Origin of the sequence: Aminobacter sp. AP02, assembly GCF_003148805.1 — a bacterium.
In the GTDB taxonomy this organism is placed as follows: Bacteria; Pseudomonadota; Alphaproteobacteria; order Rhizobiales; family Rhizobiaceae; genus Aminobacter.
The window spans coordinates 1-15576 of record NZ_QGGX01000030.1 but is presented as its reverse complement, the minus strand read 5'-3'; the positions used below and the strand labels follow the sequence as shown (position 1 = coordinate 15576).

Annotated in this window: 15 protein-coding genes and 1 tRNA gene; 7 read left to right on the top strand and 9 right to left on the bottom strand. The window is 61.9% G+C overall.

All coding sequences use genetic code 11. The annotated features are described in order from the left end of the window. Positions 1–27 precede the first annotated feature (27 nt). From blaOXA to C8K44_RS27595, 3 genes are all read right to left on the bottom strand, one after another. Positions 28–804: a class D beta-lactamase gene (gene blaOXA, locus C8K44_RS24960; RefSeq protein WP_245417629.1), complete on the bottom strand. Its 777-nt coding sequence runs from the start codon at positions 802–804 to the stop codon at positions 28–30. Positions 805–1011: 207 nt separating this feature from the next. Then, the gene (yidD, locus tag C8K44_RS24955; protein ID WP_109578483.1) at positions 1012–1380 is read right to left on the bottom strand and encodes a membrane protein insertion efficiency factor YidD; all 369 of its coding nucleotides are present in this window, start codon (positions 1378–1380) and stop codon (positions 1012–1014) included. A 95-nt stretch (positions 1381–1475) separates the two neighbouring features. Further along, complete coding sequence (locus C8K44_RS27595) at positions 1476–1640, bottom strand: hypothetical protein (RefSeq protein ID WP_158282786.1); 165 nt, start codon at positions 1638–1640, stop codon at positions 1476–1478. A 94-nt stretch (positions 1641–1734) separates the two neighbouring features. Here C8K44_RS27595 and C8K44_RS24950 point away from each other — a divergent pair, with 94 nt between their 5' ends. Continuing rightward, on the top strand, positions 1735–2649 hold the full coding sequence (locus tag C8K44_RS24950; protein WP_109578465.1) for a LysR substrate-binding domain-containing protein: 915 nt from the start codon (positions 1735–1737) through the stop codon (positions 2647–2649). On the opposite strand, the gene C8K44_RS24945 is transcribed toward C8K44_RS24950, so the two are convergent. Then, positions 2646–3086 (bottom strand): iron-sulfur cluster assembly scaffold protein, encoded by a 441-nt coding sequence (locus tag C8K44_RS24945; RefSeq protein ID WP_109578464.1) that lies wholly within the window; start codon positions 3084–3086, stop codon positions 2646–2648. The two genes, C8K44_RS24950 and C8K44_RS24945, sit on opposite strands and share 4 nt — an antisense overlap. A gap of 235 nt (positions 3087–3321) precedes the next feature. On the opposite strand from C8K44_RS24945, the gene folE reads away from it, so the two are divergent. The 3 genes from folE to C8K44_RS24930 all read left to right on the top strand — a co-directional run bounded on the left by folE (position 3322) and on the right by C8K44_RS24930 (position 5603). Next, positions 3322–3960 (top strand): GTP cyclohydrolase I FolE, encoded by a 639-nt coding sequence (gene folE / locus C8K44_RS24940; RefSeq protein WP_109578463.1) that lies wholly within the window; start codon positions 3322–3324, stop codon positions 3958–3960. 35 nt (positions 3961–3995) lie between these two features. Beyond that, positions 3996–4448, top strand: coding sequence for a phosphoribosyl-AMP cyclohydrolase (gene hisI, locus C8K44_RS24935; protein ID WP_109578462.1), 453 nt, complete (start codon positions 3996–3998; stop codon positions 4446–4448). Positions 4449–4637: 189 nt separating this feature from the next. Continuing rightward, complete coding sequence (locus C8K44_RS24930; protein ID WP_109578461.1) at positions 4638–5603, top strand: patatin family protein; 966 nt, start codon at positions 4638–4640, stop codon at positions 5601–5603. On the opposite strand, the gene recJ is transcribed toward C8K44_RS24930, so the two are convergent. The 5 genes from recJ to C8K44_RS24905 form a co-directional block, all read right to left on the bottom strand. After that, on the bottom strand, positions 5600–7390 hold the full coding sequence (gene recJ / locus C8K44_RS24925) for a single-stranded-DNA-specific exonuclease RecJ (RefSeq protein WP_109578460.1): 1791 nt from the start codon (positions 7388–7390) through the stop codon (positions 5600–5602). The genes C8K44_RS24930 and recJ overlap by 4 nt on opposite strands. Positions 7391–7446: 56 nt before the next feature. Then, positions 7447–8421, bottom strand: a complete 975-nt coding sequence (glpX, locus tag C8K44_RS24920) for a class II fructose-bisphosphatase (protein ID WP_109578459.1) — start codon at positions 8419–8421, stop codon at positions 7447–7449. 190 nt (positions 8422–8611) lie between these two features. Beyond that, the gene (locus C8K44_RS24915; protein WP_109578458.1) at positions 8612–9928 is read right to left on the bottom strand and encodes a homoserine dehydrogenase; all 1317 of its coding nucleotides are present in this window, start codon (positions 9926–9928) and stop codon (positions 8612–8614) included. 49 nt (positions 9929–9977) lie between these two features. Further along, the gene (locus tag C8K44_RS24910) at positions 9978–11195 is read right to left on the bottom strand and encodes an LL-diaminopimelate aminotransferase (protein ID WP_109578457.1); all 1218 of its coding nucleotides are present in this window, start codon (positions 11193–11195) and stop codon (positions 9978–9980) included. A gap of 48 nt (positions 11196–11243) precedes the next feature. Next, positions 11244–11627: a hypothetical protein gene (locus tag C8K44_RS24905; protein WP_245417626.1), complete on the bottom strand. Its 384-nt coding sequence runs from the start codon at positions 11625–11627 to the stop codon at positions 11244–11246. Positions 11628–11726: 99 nt separating this feature from the next. Here C8K44_RS24905 and phaC point away from each other — a divergent pair, with 99 nt between their 5' ends. The 3 genes from phaC to C8K44_RS24890 all read left to right on the top strand — a co-directional run bounded on the left by phaC (position 11727) and on the right by C8K44_RS24890 (position 15133). Continuing rightward, on the top strand, positions 11727–13556 hold the full coding sequence (phaC, locus tag C8K44_RS24900) for a class I poly(R)-hydroxyalkanoic acid synthase (RefSeq protein ID WP_109578456.1): 1830 nt from the start codon (positions 11727–11729) through the stop codon (positions 13554–13556). A 217-nt stretch (positions 13557–13773) separates the two neighbouring features. Then, positions 13774–14979, top strand: a complete 1206-nt coding sequence (locus tag C8K44_RS24895) for a YcbK family protein (RefSeq protein WP_245417625.1) — start codon at positions 13774–13776, stop codon at positions 14977–14979. Between the two features lie 79 nt (positions 14980–15058). Continuing rightward, positions 15059–15133 (top strand) — tRNA-Glu (locus tag C8K44_RS24890). The last annotated feature ends 443 nt before the right edge of the window (positions 15134–15576 follow it).

The window sequence follows — 15576 nt, the reverse complement described above, 5'->3', positions numbered from 1 at the left end:
GCGGTCAACCCGCCAAACCGCGCCTGATCAGTTCTTCACCAGCGTCGGCAGCTGCTTCAGAAAATCCGCGCGAGCCTGGAGACCCATGCGAGATTTCGCCCGATCGTTGCTGACCACCAGACGAGCGAAAACCAGCTTGCGGCCATCCTTTTCGGCCCAGCCGATGAACCAGCCGAAGGGACGGTTGCGGTCAATCTTGCCGGTCTTGCTCGTCAGCCAGCCGCTGCCGGTCTTGCCCTGCACATGCCAGTCACCCGCCTGGAAAGCCGGCAGGATGGCATTGGTCATGTCGTAGGCCTCGGCCGACACCGGTAGCTTCCGGCTAACGACATCGCGCAAGAAGCCGATCTGCTCGACAGGCGAAATCTTCAGCGACGAACTCAGCCAGGAGTGCGTGAGACCATCCTTCTTGCCGGCATTGCCTGTAATGTCCTTGTTGCCATAGTCGAATTTGTCGACATAGGCAGCGAAACGTTTGTCGCCAAGGCTCCGGGTGATTTCCTGCGAAAACCAGACAACCGAATCCCTTTCCCAGATCGTCGGATCGACGGTCCTGTGGTCGCGCTGGAAGGCCTTGAACTCAGGCTTGTAGTCCCAGCTCGGCGTGTGCTCGTCGACAAGAATACCAGCGTCGTAGCCGACAAGCGCCAACGGCAGCTTGAATGTCGAAGCCGGGCTGACCCGCTGGTCACAGACACCGCTCTGGTAGACCGTCTCGCCGCTTGCGGCGTCTACGATCAGACTGCACTCGAAAGGCTGGTTTGGCGTCGCCGACTGGGCCGAGGCGGGTATCGCCGTCGCCAGCGACGCCGCGATGAACGCGATTGGAGCCAAGAACTGGAAGCGGAGATGTCCGTGACGCACGTGGCAATACCCTCTGGCAATTGGTGCCAGAGGCACTAGGCCCTCGCCTTGTCTCGAATATGACTGAACTTGGATCGACTGTTTTTACGCTAAATGAATCGTAAAGTGGCCGGCAGCACGCCTAACCTGCCTCAAACGCCCCCACCATCAAGAGTGTCGTTCAGGCAACTTCTTGCTAATGGACCAATAGCGCCAGGGCGTGAACCAGGCGTAGCGCCGGTCAAGCTTTTCCGGCACGCGGTCGATGCCGTGCGTGCCCCACGGGCCGCAGCGGACCACTCGAAAGAGCCCCATCCAGCCGCCGGCCCACAGGCCGTGGCGCGCGATCGCCTCGTGGGCGTATTCCGAGCAGGTCGGCAAATGCCGGCATGAATTGCCGATGAAACCCGAAAGCGTCAGCTGATAGAGCCGTACCAGCGATGTACCGAGCACGCGACCCGGCGTCTTGCGCCACGGCCCGGCCCAGTTGCGGCCGCGCGCGGTGATGCTGCGTGTGTGTTGGTGACCGTGGTCCATCGTCTCCGCCGAACGGAATTTCATCAACATAGATGTCAATTCCGACATGCATACGCAATGTTCGCTTCTTATGATCACGGCGCTGCGGCGCCATGTCACGCAAGCCAGACTAGCTTCGCCAAGCGGTGGGGGCACCGCCGTTGCGGGGTGGCGAGCTGTTTTCGATCGGCGCCGCAGCGCCTCGCGCCACCGGTGGAATAGTCGGCCTGGAACGTAGCGACGCGGAACATCTCGGCATAAGCGTTGAAGAGCGTTGGCATGGTTTTGCCTCCTTGGATGGGAGGAATACACCGCCTCTAGCCGCTTCCTTCAAACGAGTATAATGTCCGCTTTGGATAACTTAAGATTATGCGAATGAACCGAGGGCGGCTGCCGCTGACGGCATTGAGAAGTTTCGAGGCAGCCGGCCGGCATCTGAGTTTCAGCCGCGCGGCGGAAGAGCTTTTTGTCACCCAAGCCGCCATAAGCCGCCAGATACGCGAGTTGGAGACGTTTCTGCGCCTGCCTCTGTTCGTGCGTTGTCACCGCCGTGTCGAACTGACCGAAGCGGGCCAGAAATTGTTGCAGCAACTCATCAAGAGCTTCGACGACATCGATCAGCAGTTGTCCGAGCTTGCGGGCGCGCGCACGCAATCGGTTGCCGGCGTCAGCGTCGAGCCTTCGCTGGCGGCCAGTTGGCTGGTGCCGCGCCTCAACCGCTTTCGCGAACTGCGGCCGGATATCGACGTCGCGCTGGATGTCGATCCGCGCCTGATCGATTTCCGCAACGACCAGGCCGAACTCGCCTTGCGTTTCAGCGCCCACAACACATCGTGGCCGCGCAGTGAAGCGGAGTTGCTGGCGCCAGTCGTCGATTCGCCTGTACTTTCGCCTGCCCTGCTCGCGACAGGCCCGGCTTTGGAAAGCCCAGGCGACTTGCGCCGCTACACGCTGCTGCATGAAGAAAACCGCCAAGGCTGGGCGCGCTGGTTCGAGGCAGCGGGTGCCACAGAAGCTCCGGTCTCCGAACGCGGTCCGCTGCTGGCCGATGCCGCCCTATCAAAACAGGCGGCGATGCTGGGCCATGGCGTAGCCCTTGGCGACCTGTTGCTAGTACGGGAGGAACTCAAGGCGGGCACGCTGATCAAGCCGTTCGAGACAAATGTCGTGTGCGGCGGCTATTTCCTGGTGGCCAGGAACCTGCGCAAGCTATCGGAACCCGCGCAAGCCTTCGCCGACTGGGTTCGTGCCGAATTCGCACAAAGCCTGCGAGATCTCCAGGATTGCTAAGCGGCCGCCCGCTTGCGTTCGATCTGCCCGATGGCATCAACCACCGCGTCGAAAGTCAGCATGGTCGACGTGTGGCGTGCCTTGTAGTCGCGCACCGGCTCAAGATACTTCAGGTCGGCAAAACGCCCTTGCGGCGGCGTGCCGCCTTCCTTGAGCATGCGCAGCATGGTGTCTCTCACCGCGCGCAGCTCATCAGCGCTCGCGCCAACCACGTTTTCGGCCATGATCGACGACGACGCCTGTCCCAGAGCGCATGCCTTGACCACATGGGCGAAGTCGGTGACCACGCCGTCTTCCATCTTGAGATCGATGGTGACGGTCGATCCACACAGCTTGGAATGTGCGGTTGCACTTGCATCAGGATTTTCGAGACGTCCGAGCCGGCCGATATTTCCAGCGAAGCCAAGAATTTTCGTGTTGTAGATGTCGTCGATCAACTTTTTTCACTCTGAGTGCGTGTGATGAACAACTCTTGTCGCTGACGCATCTTTCAATCGTCGTCTCCACCCATATATAATGGTTGTGTTCGCCTCCCGACAAGGCTGCAGAAACAGCATCGGGAGCAGCGCACGATGAGCAGCTTTGGGTACGGCACTATTCCGGTGGTCCCTAAAGTGGCTGTGTCCGTTCAACTCGTCCCTGCTTCGACAGGGACTACTGGAGACGCCTGAGATGGATGCCGTTGCCAAGAAGCTGATGCCGCAATCAGCCTATATGGATATGCCCACGACCGACCGCCCAAGCGCGGCGGAAGTCGAAGCTGCGGTCAAGGTGCTCTTGCGCTGGACCGGTGACAATCCCGAACGTGAAGGCCTGATCGACACGCCCAAGCGTGTCACCAAGGCGTTCCGCGAGATGTTCAACGGCTACGACATGTGCCCGGCCGAAGAGCTTGGCCGCACCTTCGAGGAAGTGGCCGGCTATGACGACCTCGTCATTGTCCGCGACATCAAGTTCCACTCTCACTGCGAACACCACATGGTGCCGATCATCGGCAAGGCGCATGTCGGCTACCTGCCGGATGGCAAGGTGGTCGGGCTGTCCAAGATCGCGCGCGTGGTCGACATCTTCGCACATCGACTGCAGACGCAGGAAGCGATGACGGCGCAGATTGCCGGTGTCATCCAGGACGTGCTAAATCCGCGCGGCGTCGCCGTGATGATCGAGGCCGAGCATATGTGCATGGCCATGCGCGGCATCCGCAAGCAGGGTTCGACGACCCTGACCTCCACCTTCACCGGCGTTTTCCGGGATACCCCCGAAGAACAGGTCCGGTTCGTGACCATGGTGCGAGCCGGCGGCGGGATCTAAGTCCCCTCGCCGGTGCCCGATTTAGGACCCCGGCGATGACCCTGCAATTTCCCCAAGCCTCCAACGACAAGCGCGCGCTCGAAGAGGGTGCCGCGTTCACGCCGCGTTTCGACGCCAACGGCCTTGTCACTGCTGTGGTCACCGACGCGGCGGACGGCATGTTGCTGATGGTGGCGCACATGAACGCCGAAGCGCTGGCGCTGACCATCGAGACCGGGATCGCCCACTACTGGTCGCGTTCGCGCGGCTCGTTGTGGAAGAAGGGCGAGACGTCGGGCAATTTCCAGCACGTTACCGAGATACGCACCGACTGCGACCAGGACGCGGTATGGCTGCGCGTAAATGTTACCGGCCACGACGCAACCTGTCACACCGGCAGACGTTCCTGCTTCTATCGGATGGTGGGGCTCAAGGACGGCGTAGCGACCCTCAGCGCAGACGGCAGCCTTCCACTGTTTGACGCAGACGAAATCTACCGCAATGAATAGTGAACCCTCCTGACGCCCCTGCGACATTAAGATTCACGATTTCGATACGGCCAGGATGTAGTCTGGTTGCGGGATTGTGCATGCCTCGAAAGTTGGACTCGATTTTCGGCGAGGATCATGCACCGATTCAAGGTGTCGCAGCGTCCCTTGCGTGTCCGAACGGACACGCGGCGCTGAAAGGAGATCGTGATGCTCGAATGGGCGTCATTCCATGCGCGCCAGAACGTCCGGGAAGCCAACGGCCTTTCCTCGGGCGGCAATTCTGACAACCCGGCGAACCCGAAAGAGACCGGCATCTCCCTTGCTCTCGGTGGTGGCGCTGCGCGTGGATGGGCTCATATCGGGGTGCTTCGCGCACTTGATGAAGCCGGCATTCGCATCAACATGATCGCTGGAACCTCCATCGGAGCGCTGGTCGGTGGCTGTTACCTCGCCGGCCGCCTGGACGAACTTGAAGAGTTCGCCCGTAGCCTGACCAAGCGCCGCCTGTTTGGCCTGTTCGACCTGAAGCTCGGCGGCAACGGGCTGTTCGGTGGCATGAAGCTCGACGCTCGCATGCAGCAACATATGGGCGGCGTGACTTTCGAGGATCTTCCAAAACCTTTCGTCTGCGTGGCCGCGGAGATACGAACCGGCCATGAGATTTGGCTGTCGAGCGGTTCGCTGATCAAGGCGATGCGCGCTTCATATGCGCTGCCGGGCGTTTTCGAACCGGTCAGCTGCAACGGTCGCGTTCTGGTCGACGGTGCCCTGGTCAACCCGGTTCCGGTTTCGGTCTGCCGCGCCAACGAGCAGCCGCTGGTGGTTGCGGTCAACCTGCACTACGACCTGTTCGGCCGCGCTGCAGTTATTAAGCATAGCGCTGGCGAATTGGTGGTCGAGCGACCGGCACGCCCCGGGGAGACCCCCGGCTACAGCGAGCGTGAGGCAAGGCTTGGCATCACGGGCGTCATGGTCGAGGCCTTCAACATCATCCAGGACCGCATTTCGCGGGCACGTCTTGCCGGCGATCCGCCGGATCTTTCGATCCAGCCCAAGCTCGGCCTCATCGGGCTTTCGGAATTCCATCGGGCCGATGAAGCCATCCGCCTCGGATATGAAGCGACCAAGGCGCAGATGGAGGAGATCGTCAGGCTCCAGGCGGTTCTCGGTTAAGGCCCGGCAAGCGCTGCGTCGATGATCCTGAACTGGGCCGTGCGGCTGCCATTCCAGTGATTGACCGAAATTGACCCTGCGACATGGACAGTTCGGTCGCGGTTCCTGAACAGGAAGTCGCCGATCGGCGTTTCCGCCGCCCGAAACGCGATGCCCTGTAGCCGCCCGCCGCTTTCGGAGCGCAAATCGACCCTGACATGCGCCGTCCCGACAAGTCGGATATCGACAATGTGGTGACGCGGCAAGACGAAGACAGGCGCCACGTGCCCTGCCCCGAACGGCCCGGCCTTTTCCAGCGCGTCGATCAGATTCAACGTTGCACCTTCGGCGGCAAGGGCACCGTCGACTTTGAGGCTTTCCTCATCCTGGAGACGGAACACGTCGGCTGCGGCACGCTGTTCGAAGAAAGCGCGCAACTCGCCAAGTTTCGCGCGCTCAACCGTGATGCCGGCGGCCATGGCATGTCCGCCGCCCTTGACCAGCAACCCGGCTTCCACCGCTTCGCGCACCAACCGGCCCAGATCGAAACCCGACACCGAACGACCCGAACCGGTGCCAATGCCGTTTCCATTGAAGGCAATGGCAAAAGCCGGACGTCGCGCGTGATCCTTCAGCCGCGAGGCAAGAAGGCCAACGATCCCGGGGTGCCAGGTGGTGTTCGCCGTCACCAGGACGGCGGGGCCAGGACCTGCGCCGATTTCCGCATCGGCTTCGGCGCGCGCTTCGGCCAGCATCTCGGTTTCCATCGCCTGCCGTTCCTGGTTCAGGCGGTCGAGCGTTTCGGCAATGGTTCCGGCTTCGACAGGGTCGTCGGTGGCAAGCAGCTTGCTGCCCAGTGCGGCATCGCCGATGCGCCCACCGGCATTGATGCGCGGGCCAAGCAGGAAAGCGAGATGGAAATTGTTGAGCGGCTCGCCAATGCGGGCGACGCGGGCCAGTGCCGTCAGCCCGACATTGTTCTGCTGGCGCATCGCCTGCAGCCCCTTGACGACGAACGCCCGGTTTACGCCAGTCAGCGGCACCACGTCGCAAACGGTTCCCAGCGCCACGAGGTCGAGCAGCGACAGCAGATCCGGACGCGGTGCATCCGGCAGTCGCTGGCGCAGCACCTTGGCGGTTTGAACCAGCGTCAGGAATGTCACACCGGCCGCGCAAAGATGACCTTGACCGGAAAGGTCGTCGTCGCGGTTCGGATTGAGCACCGCACGCGCATTCGGCAATGGCCCGCCGACCTGGTGGTGGTCGAGTACAACCACGTCGGCGCCAGCTTCATTTGCCGCGTCGATGGAGGCTGCACTGTTGGTGCCGCAATCGACCGTGATGATCAGGCTTGCGCCACGACCGATCAGTTCGCGCATGGCGTCGGGATTGGGCCCGTAGCCTTCAAAGATACGGTCGGGGATGTAGATCTCTGATTCGATGTCGAAATGCGCGAGAAAGCGCTTCATCAGCGCCGAGGACGACGCACCGTCCACATCATAGTCGCCGAAGATCGCGACCTTTTCCTTGCGTAGCACCGCATCGGCTATGCGCTCGGCGGCCTTGTCCATATCAGTCAAGGACGCCGGATCAGGTAACAGATCGCGGATCGTCGGATCGAGAAAGCGCTCGGCATCATCTGCCGTGACGCCCCGCCCGGCGAGCACGCGCGCGACAATGTCGGGCACGCCATGCCCCTGGGCAATGGCGAGCGCCAACATCTCCTGACGCTCGGTCAACCGGTGCTCCCATGAGACACCGGTGGCCGAACGCCTGACACCAAGGAAGTTACGCTTTTCAGTCGCCATTCAAACCAGGTCCACCCGCTTCGGATCGACCATAGGCGACCGGAACCAGCGCGTAATCAGAATTTTTCCAGATCCTGATGGCGAGCCTTGATCTCGCGAACCGTCTTGGATGACGAACGCAGCACGATGGTGTGCGTGGTGATCGAATCGCGGCCGAACTTCACGCCGGCAAGCATGTTGCCGTCGGTGACGCCCGTCGCCGCAAAAAGCACGTCGCCGCGCGCCATTTCCTCGATACGGTAGACCTTGTTGGGATCGCTGATGCCCATGGTGGCCGCGCGAGCGACCTTGTCGGCGCTGTCGAGCAGCAAGCGACCCTGCATCTGACCGCCCGTGCACCGCAGCGCGGCTGCTGCCAGAACGCCTTCAGGCGCGCCGCCGGTGCCGAGATAGATGTCGATTCCGGTTTCATCGGGGTCGGTGGTGTGGATCACGCCGGCCACATCGCCGTCGCCGATCAGTCGGATGGCCGCCCCGGTCGCACGGACCGCCTCGATCAGCTTGGCATGGCGTGGACGATCGAGGATGCAGGCCGTAACTTCTTCGACCGGAACGCCCTTGGCCTTGGCAACGCTGGCGATGTTTTCAGCCGGCGAGGCATCGATGTCGATCACGCCTTCGGGGTAGCCCGGGCCAACCGCGATCTTGTCCATATAGACGTCTGGCGCAAACAGCAGGCTGCCCTTTTCGGCGATGGCGATGACGGCCAGCGCGTTGGGCAGGTTCTTGGCGCAGATGGTGGTGCCTTCGAGCGGGTCGAGCGCGATGTCGACTGCCGGGCCACCCGAACCGACTTCCTCGCCGATGTAAAGCATCGGCGCTTCGTCGCGCTCGCCCTCGCCGATGACCACGGTGCCCTTGATGGCGAGGCGGTTCAACTCCTGGCGCATGGCATCGACCGCGACCTGATCGACGGCCTTCTCGTCGCCACGCCCGCGCAGCCTTGCCGCGGCAACAGCCGCGCGCTCGGTGACGCGCACGAGTTCCATGGTGAGAATCCGGTCGAGGCCGGCAACAACGCTTTTCGCCATATCAGGGTCCTGAAATCGATGAATTCGGTGCGCCCGAACCGGGCCGGCCCTTATTGTCAAACCAGCATGACAACGGCAAGACCTGTTGCCCGCTTTATCGAAAGCGAAACAATATCAATCGATTGAAAGGGAACTGAGGCTTGACTGCCCAGCCGGGGGCACATTTGTGCCCCTCGCCTGAGAAGCCGGATCAGCCGGCGCGTTCGATGCGGATGACCTGCGGCTTGTCGGTCAGGTGGCCGTCCTTGGTCACGCCATCGACAGCCTTGCGCACGGCGGCCTCGGTGGTTTCGTGGGTCACCAGGATTACCGTCTTTTGCGCGACGCCGCCTTCCGTGCCATTGGCGTGCTGGACAATCGACTCCAGCGAAATATCGTTGTCGGCCATGCGCTTGGCAATCGCCGCGAACACGCCGATGCGATCATGCACGGTAAGGCGGATGAAGTAGCCGCCAGCGTGACTGCGCATCTGCGCCTTTTTATAGGGCTTCAGTTCCTTGGCCGGGCGGCCGAACACCGGCCCGTGCTGGAAGCCTGGCCGGCTCTTGGCGATATCAGCGATGTCGCCGACGACAGCCGAGGCGGTCGCGTTGCCGCCGGCGCCGGGCCCCGACAGCAGCAGCTCGCCCAGAATGTCGGTTTCGATTGCCACGGCGTTGGTGACGCCATGGACCTGCGCGATGACGGAGGCTGTCGGCACCATCGTCGGGTGCACACGCTGCTCGATACCGCTTTCGGTGCGCTGGGCAACGCCAAGCAGCTTGATGCGGTAGCCGAGTTCACCCGCAGCGCGAATATCCGCCTGGGTGATGTTGGAGATGCCTTCAAGATAGATGTCGTCGGCCGAGATTTTCGAGCCGAAGGCCAAGCTGGTCAGGATGGCAAGCTTGTGGGCGGTGTCGTTGCCCTCGATGTCGAAGGTCGGATCGGCTTCGGCGTAACCCAGGCGCTGGGCGTCGGCCAAGCAGGCCTCGAAGGTCAGTCCCTCCGCTTCCATGCGCGTCAGTATGTAGTTGCAAGTGCCGTTGAGGATACCGAACACGCGGTTGACGCTGTTGCCGGCCATGGCCTCGCGCATCGTCTTGATGACGGGGATGCCTCCAGCAACGGCCGCCTCGTAGTTGAGCAGCACGCCCTTTTTCTCTGCGACCTCGGCAAGTGCAACGCCATGCTTGGCAAGCAGCGCCTTGTTGGCGGTGACAACGTGGCGACCGGCATCCAGGGCTGCGCGCACGCAAGAACGGGCCGCACCCTCATCGCCGCCGATCAACTCGACGAAGACGTCGATGTCGGCTTTCTCGGCCAGTTCGATCGGATCGTCGAACCACTTGGCACCGCCCAGGTCGACCCCACGGTCACGCGAGCGATCGCGAGCGGAAACGGCTGTCACGACGATTTCGCGGCCGCACTGACGAGTGAGCTCGGCTGCCTTGTCGCGCAGCACGCGCGCCACCGAAGCACCGACCGTGCCGAGACCGGCAATTCCAACACGCAATGCTTCAGCCATGGTCGACGGCGCCTCTTATTTCAGCAGTTCTGGATTGGATGTGGCGCGCTTAGCGATGGGCTGCGAGCGGAACCACATTGTTGGGTTGTTTGGCGGTGGTCGCCAGGAAACGCTTGATGCTGCGCGCCGCCTGCCTGATCCGGTGCTCGTTTTCCACGAGTGCCAGGCGCACGTAATCGTCGCCATGCTCACCGAAGCCGACGCCCGGAGCGACGGCCACGTCGGCGTGCTCGATCAACAGCTTGGAGAATTCGAGCGAACCAAGATGCTTGAATGGTTCCGGGATAGGCGCCCAGGCAAACATCGTCGCAGCCGGAGCCGGGATTTCCCAACCGGCACGGGAGAAGGCGTCGACCATCACGTCGCGGCGCTTGTGATAAACCTCGCGCACCTCCGCAATGTCGGTACCGTCGCCGTTGAGTGCCGCGGTCGCGGCCACCTGGATCGGCGTGAACGCGCCGTAGTCGAGATAGGACTTCACGCGCGTCAAGGCTGCGATCAGACGCTCGTTGCCGACGGCAAAGCCCATGCGCCAGCCCGGCATCGAAAACGTCTTCGACATCGAGGTGAACTCGACGGTCACATCCATTGCTCCAGGCACCTGCAGCACCGAAGGCGGAGGATTGCCGTCGAAATAGATCTCGGAATAGGCGAGGTCGGACAGGATGATGATGTCGTGCTTCTTCGCGAATGCCACGACGTCCTTGTAGAAGTCGAGCGTTGCGACATGCGCGGTCGGGTTCGACGGGTAGTTGAGGATCAGCGCCAAGGGCTTGGGAATCGAGTGGCGTACGCCACGCTCGAGCGCCGGGATGAAGCCGTCGTCAGGCTTGGCCTGCAGCGAGCGGATGACGCCGCCCGACATGATGAAGCCGAAGGCGTGGATCGGATAGGTCGGATCGGGGCACAGGACCACGTCGCCTGGCGCGGTGATCGCCTGCGCCATGTTGGCGAAACCTTCCTTCGAGCCAAGCGTCGCAACGACCTGGGTATCGGGGTTGAGCTTCACGCCAAAACGGCGGGCATAATAATTGGCCTGGGCGCGGCGCAGGCCGGGAATGCCGCGCGACGACGAGTAGCGATGGGTGCGTGGGTCGCGAACCACTTCGCACAGCTTGTCGACGATAGCGGTAGGGGTCGGCAGGTCGGGATTGCCCATGCCGAGATCGATGATATCGGCGCCGCGCGACCGGGCTGAGGCCTTCAGCCGGTTGACCTGCTCGAAGACATAGGGCGGAAGGCGGCGGACCTTGTGAAATTCTTCCATGTCAGTTCCAGGTAAACAGGGGCTACGCGATGCGTGCGCGATATACACTCATTTGCAGGCAGGGTCGATAGCCTGGCACCCGTCTTCGATCGCCTTGAGCGTGTCGTCGCCATGCTTTCTGGCAAGCGTGGTCATTGCGGCAGAGTTATCCGCGGCGACGCTTGCCTTGGCACCCTGGCGTCCTTGCGCGGCATGAAGGCTGGCTAGCTTGGCCGCCTTCTGGTCGTCGGTGAGTTGCGGTGCGGCGGACTGCGGAGGGATGTTGAGATTGGGATATGTGCCGGTGTCCTGCGCGCCATGTGCTCCAACCGGCACGGTATTGGTCGCTGCGGTGCTGGTGCAGCCGCTGGCTGCTACGGGCAAAGCCAACACGCCGGCAAACACAACCGCGCGGGCGCAGAAAAAAATATGCCGACCAACACTATATGTCATAAAGTTTCCCCGACAGGCGCGGTAGAGCGCGTTGGACCCGGTAAGACGTCACATGATAGTATGTCAATAAAAGGCCCTTTGGGAGGACCTGCAAAGACCATGGCGAAGGCAGACGATTCGGACAAGCCGACCGGCGATTCTCCCTCCTCCGTCGAGCAATATCTCGTCAAAGACCCCGAGCGTTTTGCGCTCAACATGGCGCGCATGATCGAGCAGGCAGGCAAAGCCGCTTCCGCCTGGGCCGAGCCGCGCGAAAAGGGCGAACTCCGCGACACCGTCGCCGAGCCGATGGCCGACATGGTCAAGACCTTCTCCAAGCTCACCGAGTACTGGCTTTCCGACCCACAGCGCGCGCTCGAGGCCCAGACCCGGCTCTTCTCCGGCTATCTCGACGTGTGGAGCAAATCTATCCAGCGCATGGGCGGGGACGAAGTCGATGACGCGGTCAAGCCGGAGCGCACCGACAAGCGCTTCCTCGATCCCGAATGGGGCCGCAACGCCTTCTTCGATTTCCTCAAGCAGGCCTATCTCGTCACCGCGCGTTGGGCCGGCGACCTGGTCGAGCACGCCGACGGCCTCGATGAGCACACACGCCACAAGGCCGGCTTCTATGTGAAGCAGGTAGCCAATGCGATCTCGCCTTCCAACTTCATCCTGACCAATCCGGAACTGTTTCGCGAAACGGTCGCCAGCAACGGCGAGAACCTGGTTCGGGGCATGAAGATGTTCGCCGAGGATATTTCGGCAGGCAAGGGCGACCTCAAGCTCAGGCAGGCCGACTATTCCGGCTTCGAGATCGGCAAGAATATCGCCACCACACCCGGCAAGGTCGTCGGCCGCAGTGACGTCGCCGAAATCATCCAGTACGCGCCCTCCACCGACAAGGTGCTGAAGCGGCCGCTGCTGATCTGCCCGCCATGGATCAACAAATTCTACATCCTCGACCTCAACCCGCAGAAGTCCTTCATCCGCTGGGCAGTCGAACAGGGCCACACGGTCTTCGTCATTTCCTGGATCAATCCCGACCAGCGCCACGGCCTGAAGGATTGGGAAGCCTATATCCGAGAAGGCCTGCAGTATGGCCTCGACACCGTCGAGCAGGCGACGGGCGAGCGCGAGGTCAATGCAATCGGCTATTGCGTCGGCGGCACGCTGCTGGCTGCGGCCCTTGCACTGCTGGCGCAAGAGGGCGACCACCGGATCCGATCGGTGACCTTCTTCACCACCCAGGTCGATTTCACCTATGCCGGCGATCTCAAGGTATTCGTCGACGAGGACCAGATCACTGCGCTCGAGCGGGCGATGAAGGACAAGGGCTATCTCGACGGCACCAAGATGGCGACGGCCTTCAACATGCTGCGGTCAGGCGATCTGATCTGGCCATATGTGATCAACAACTACATGCGCGGCAAGGACCCGCTGCCGTTCGACCTGCTCTACTGGAATGCAGATTCGACGCGAATGGCGGCCGCCAACCACTCGTTTTACCTGCGCAACTGCTATCTCCAAAACAACTTGTCGCAAGGCAGGATGGAACTCGCCGGCCGCACTGTATCGCTCGCCGACATCACCATCCCGGTCTACAACCTCGCAGCGCGCGAAGACCACATCGCCCCGGCCCGCTCGGTTTTCCTGGGCTGCCAGTACTTCGGCGGCGACGTCGACTACGTCGTTGCTGGCTCGGGGCATATCGCCGGCGTGGTCAATCCGCCTGCCGCAGGCAAATACCAGTTCTGGTCGAACGGGAAGCCTGCAGGCGACTACGACACCTGGCTCAAGGGTGCCGTCGAAACAGCTGGCTCGTGGTGGCCGCACTGGCAGCGCTGGATCGAATCCAGGGACGATGCCCGCGTGGCAGCACGCAAGGCTGGCGCAAGCGGACGCGTGCTAGAAGATGCCCCTGGCAGCTATGTGAAGGTCCGCGTGTAACCCGCTGCAATGCGCGGTGAGTTGACGCCCTTAACAAAGGGGGCGAAAACATGGCGCCCATCATGATCTCGCCTAATTTGGCGCTTAGCCAGAATTTGGGGAATTTTTGCCATGTGATCGGGTCCCGTTTCTTGCTTTGAAACGTGGTTGGGTGGACGTTCGATCTTTAATCGCCAAGCGTGATCGTTGGCCTGCAGTGCATGAGAGGGGAACGCTTTTGACGTCAGGACGACTGCGATTCGCAGAGCGGCGATGTGGCGTTGCGCTGACCGTGCTGGTTTCGCTGCTTGCCGTTTCTTGCACGGCAACGGGCGAGCCCAATCTGCAACTTGCAAACACCGCCGTCACCGCCGATGCCATCGGCCAGGCCTCGTCACCCGTTGTAGCTACCGCGACCGGGGGGACACACGCCAGGGTCAATCTCGCTGCGAATGCCGGGGGCAACAACACCCTCCCCGATCAGGTCGGCTACGTTCCGCTTGCCAATCCATCTGTCGCGACAGCGGCCGAAGCCGCCCTCGCCAGCGCGGAACAGCCGCAGCAGGCAGAGGCGCCGGTCGCAGCCTCAGCTCGACCAAAGACGGAAGCTGCAACTCCCCTGACCGCAGAAGCCAAGACGGCCAAACCACCGGTGCAGCAGGATACCGGCTTCTACCTGACCAATGGCCCGGCGCCGGCACCCGAAGCGCCCAAGAAGAAGGGCCTGTTTGCCTCGCTGTTCGGGTCCACGCCCGCCAAGGCGGCGCCCGCTCCCGCCGAGCAAAAGGCCAAGCCGCTGATCGCAATCAACGAGGCGACGGGCGACACCAAGCCAAAAGCTGCGGAAGAAAAAGCCAAGCCGATCATCACGCTGGCTTCGGCGAAAGCCGAATCGAAGCGAGTCGAGCTGGCGTCGCTGGGCGGATCCTCCGGCGGCGATTCGGATTGGGCGCTGCCAGGCGTGCGCACCACCGACCTCTTCGAGATCAAGCGCAAGTCCGGCCTCAACGACGACAGCGACGTCGACCTGCACGAAGATGAGGATCCCGGCCTGGAGCTGGCGTCTGCTGCCGGCATGGCGCGCCTCGCCCCCAACGGCTTACTCCGGCAGACCGAGAGCGTCGATGTCGGCTGCCTCAAGCCCTCACTGGTGCGAATCCTCAAGGCGGCCGAGCAGCACTACGGCAAGAAGATGATCGTGACATCGGGCTATCGCAATCCGGAGCGCAACCGCCGGGCCCGCGGCGCCAAGAATTCCCAGCATATGTATTGCGCCGCCGCCGACATCCAGATTCCCGGCGTGGGCAAATGGGAACTGGCGACATATCTGCGCGCGATGCCCGGCCGTGGCGGCGTCGGCACCTATTGCCACACCAATTCTGTCCATATCGACGTCGGCCCGGAACGCGACTGGAACTGGCGCTGCGGTCGTCGCGGTGGATAAATGATAAAAAATTCGCGCTGCAGCAAAAAGACGGGTTGCCTGCTGCGAACAAGCCAACTATACACCGCTTCACCTGAGCGCGCCCATCGTCTAGCGGTTAGGACACCGCCCTTTCACGGCGGTAACAGGGGTTCGATTCCCCTTGGGCGTACCAGGTTTTTCAAGCACTTAGCCAAGCTGCTGGCAACTTCATCAAGTAAGGTCTTTGCAGACCACTGATCTAACCGCTGCGTTATGCGCCAGCTTGTAGCGTGTTGGAGCCGAGAGCATGTTAGAGGCATTCCAGCCAAGGGGCGCCTTAAGTGGTGCGTCGCGGTGGCTTCTTAATTCTTGGGTTTTGGTAGCTTTCACCGTCCGCGCCATGTGTAGGATTTCTCGCGGTACGTGCACGAGAGCGACTCGGACTTGAGGGCTTGGATTCCTCTTTCCACGTCCAACATCGATGCATGTTGCCCCGTTAGAGCGGTTCTGCTCTTTTCTGAATCGGAGAGGGATTCCGGTATCGGCCGTTTTGTGATTCAAGATGCTGGCTGGGTAGGAGGCCAGCATCGGATGACTCGACCTCTTTCGAATGATCTTCGCGCGCGTGTTGTGGGT

Excerpts from the sequence above, each read along its gene's own strand:
- yidD (WP_109578483.1), bottom strand. The coding sequence starts at position 1,380 with ATGGACCACGGTCACCAACACACACGCAGCATCACCGCGCGCGGCCGC.
- C8K44_RS27595 (WP_158282786.1), bottom strand. The coding sequence starts at position 1,640 with ATGCCAACGCTCTTCAACGCTTATGCCGAGATGTTCCGCGTCGCTACG.
- C8K44_RS24950 (WP_109578465.1), top strand. The coding sequence starts at position 1,735 with ATGAACCGAGGGCGGCTGCCGCTGACGGCATTGAGAAGTTTCGAGGCA.
- folE (WP_109578463.1), top strand. The coding sequence starts at position 3,322 with ATGGATGCCGTTGCCAAGAAGCTGATGCCGCAATCAGCCTATATGGAT.
- hisI (WP_109578462.1), top strand. The coding sequence starts at position 3,996 with ATGACCCTGCAATTTCCCCAAGCCTCCAACGACAAGCGCGCGCTCGAA.
- C8K44_RS24930 (WP_109578461.1), top strand. The coding sequence starts at position 4,638 with ATGCTCGAATGGGCGTCATTCCATGCGCGCCAGAACGTCCGGGAAGCC.
- recJ (WP_109578460.1), bottom strand. The coding sequence starts at position 7,390 with ATGGCGACTGAAAAGCGTAACTTCCTTGGTGTCAGGCGTTCGGCCACC.
- glpX (WP_109578459.1), bottom strand. The coding sequence starts at position 8,421 with ATGGCGAAAAGCGTTGTTGCCGGCCTCGACCGGATTCTCACCATGGAA.
- C8K44_RS24915 (WP_109578458.1), bottom strand. The coding sequence starts at position 9,928 with ATGGCTGAAGCATTGCGTGTTGGAATTGCCGGTCTCGGCACGGTCGGT.
- C8K44_RS24910 (WP_109578457.1), bottom strand. The coding sequence starts at position 11,195 with ATGGAAGAATTTCACAAGGTCCGCCGCCTTCCGCCCTATGTCTTCGAG.
- C8K44_RS24905 (WP_245417626.1), bottom strand. The coding sequence starts at position 11,627 with ATGACATATAGTGTTGGTCGGCATATTTTTTTCTGCGCCCGCGCGGTT.
- phaC (WP_109578456.1), top strand. The coding sequence starts at position 11,727 with ATGGCGAAGGCAGACGATTCGGACAAGCCGACCGGCGATTCTCCCTCC.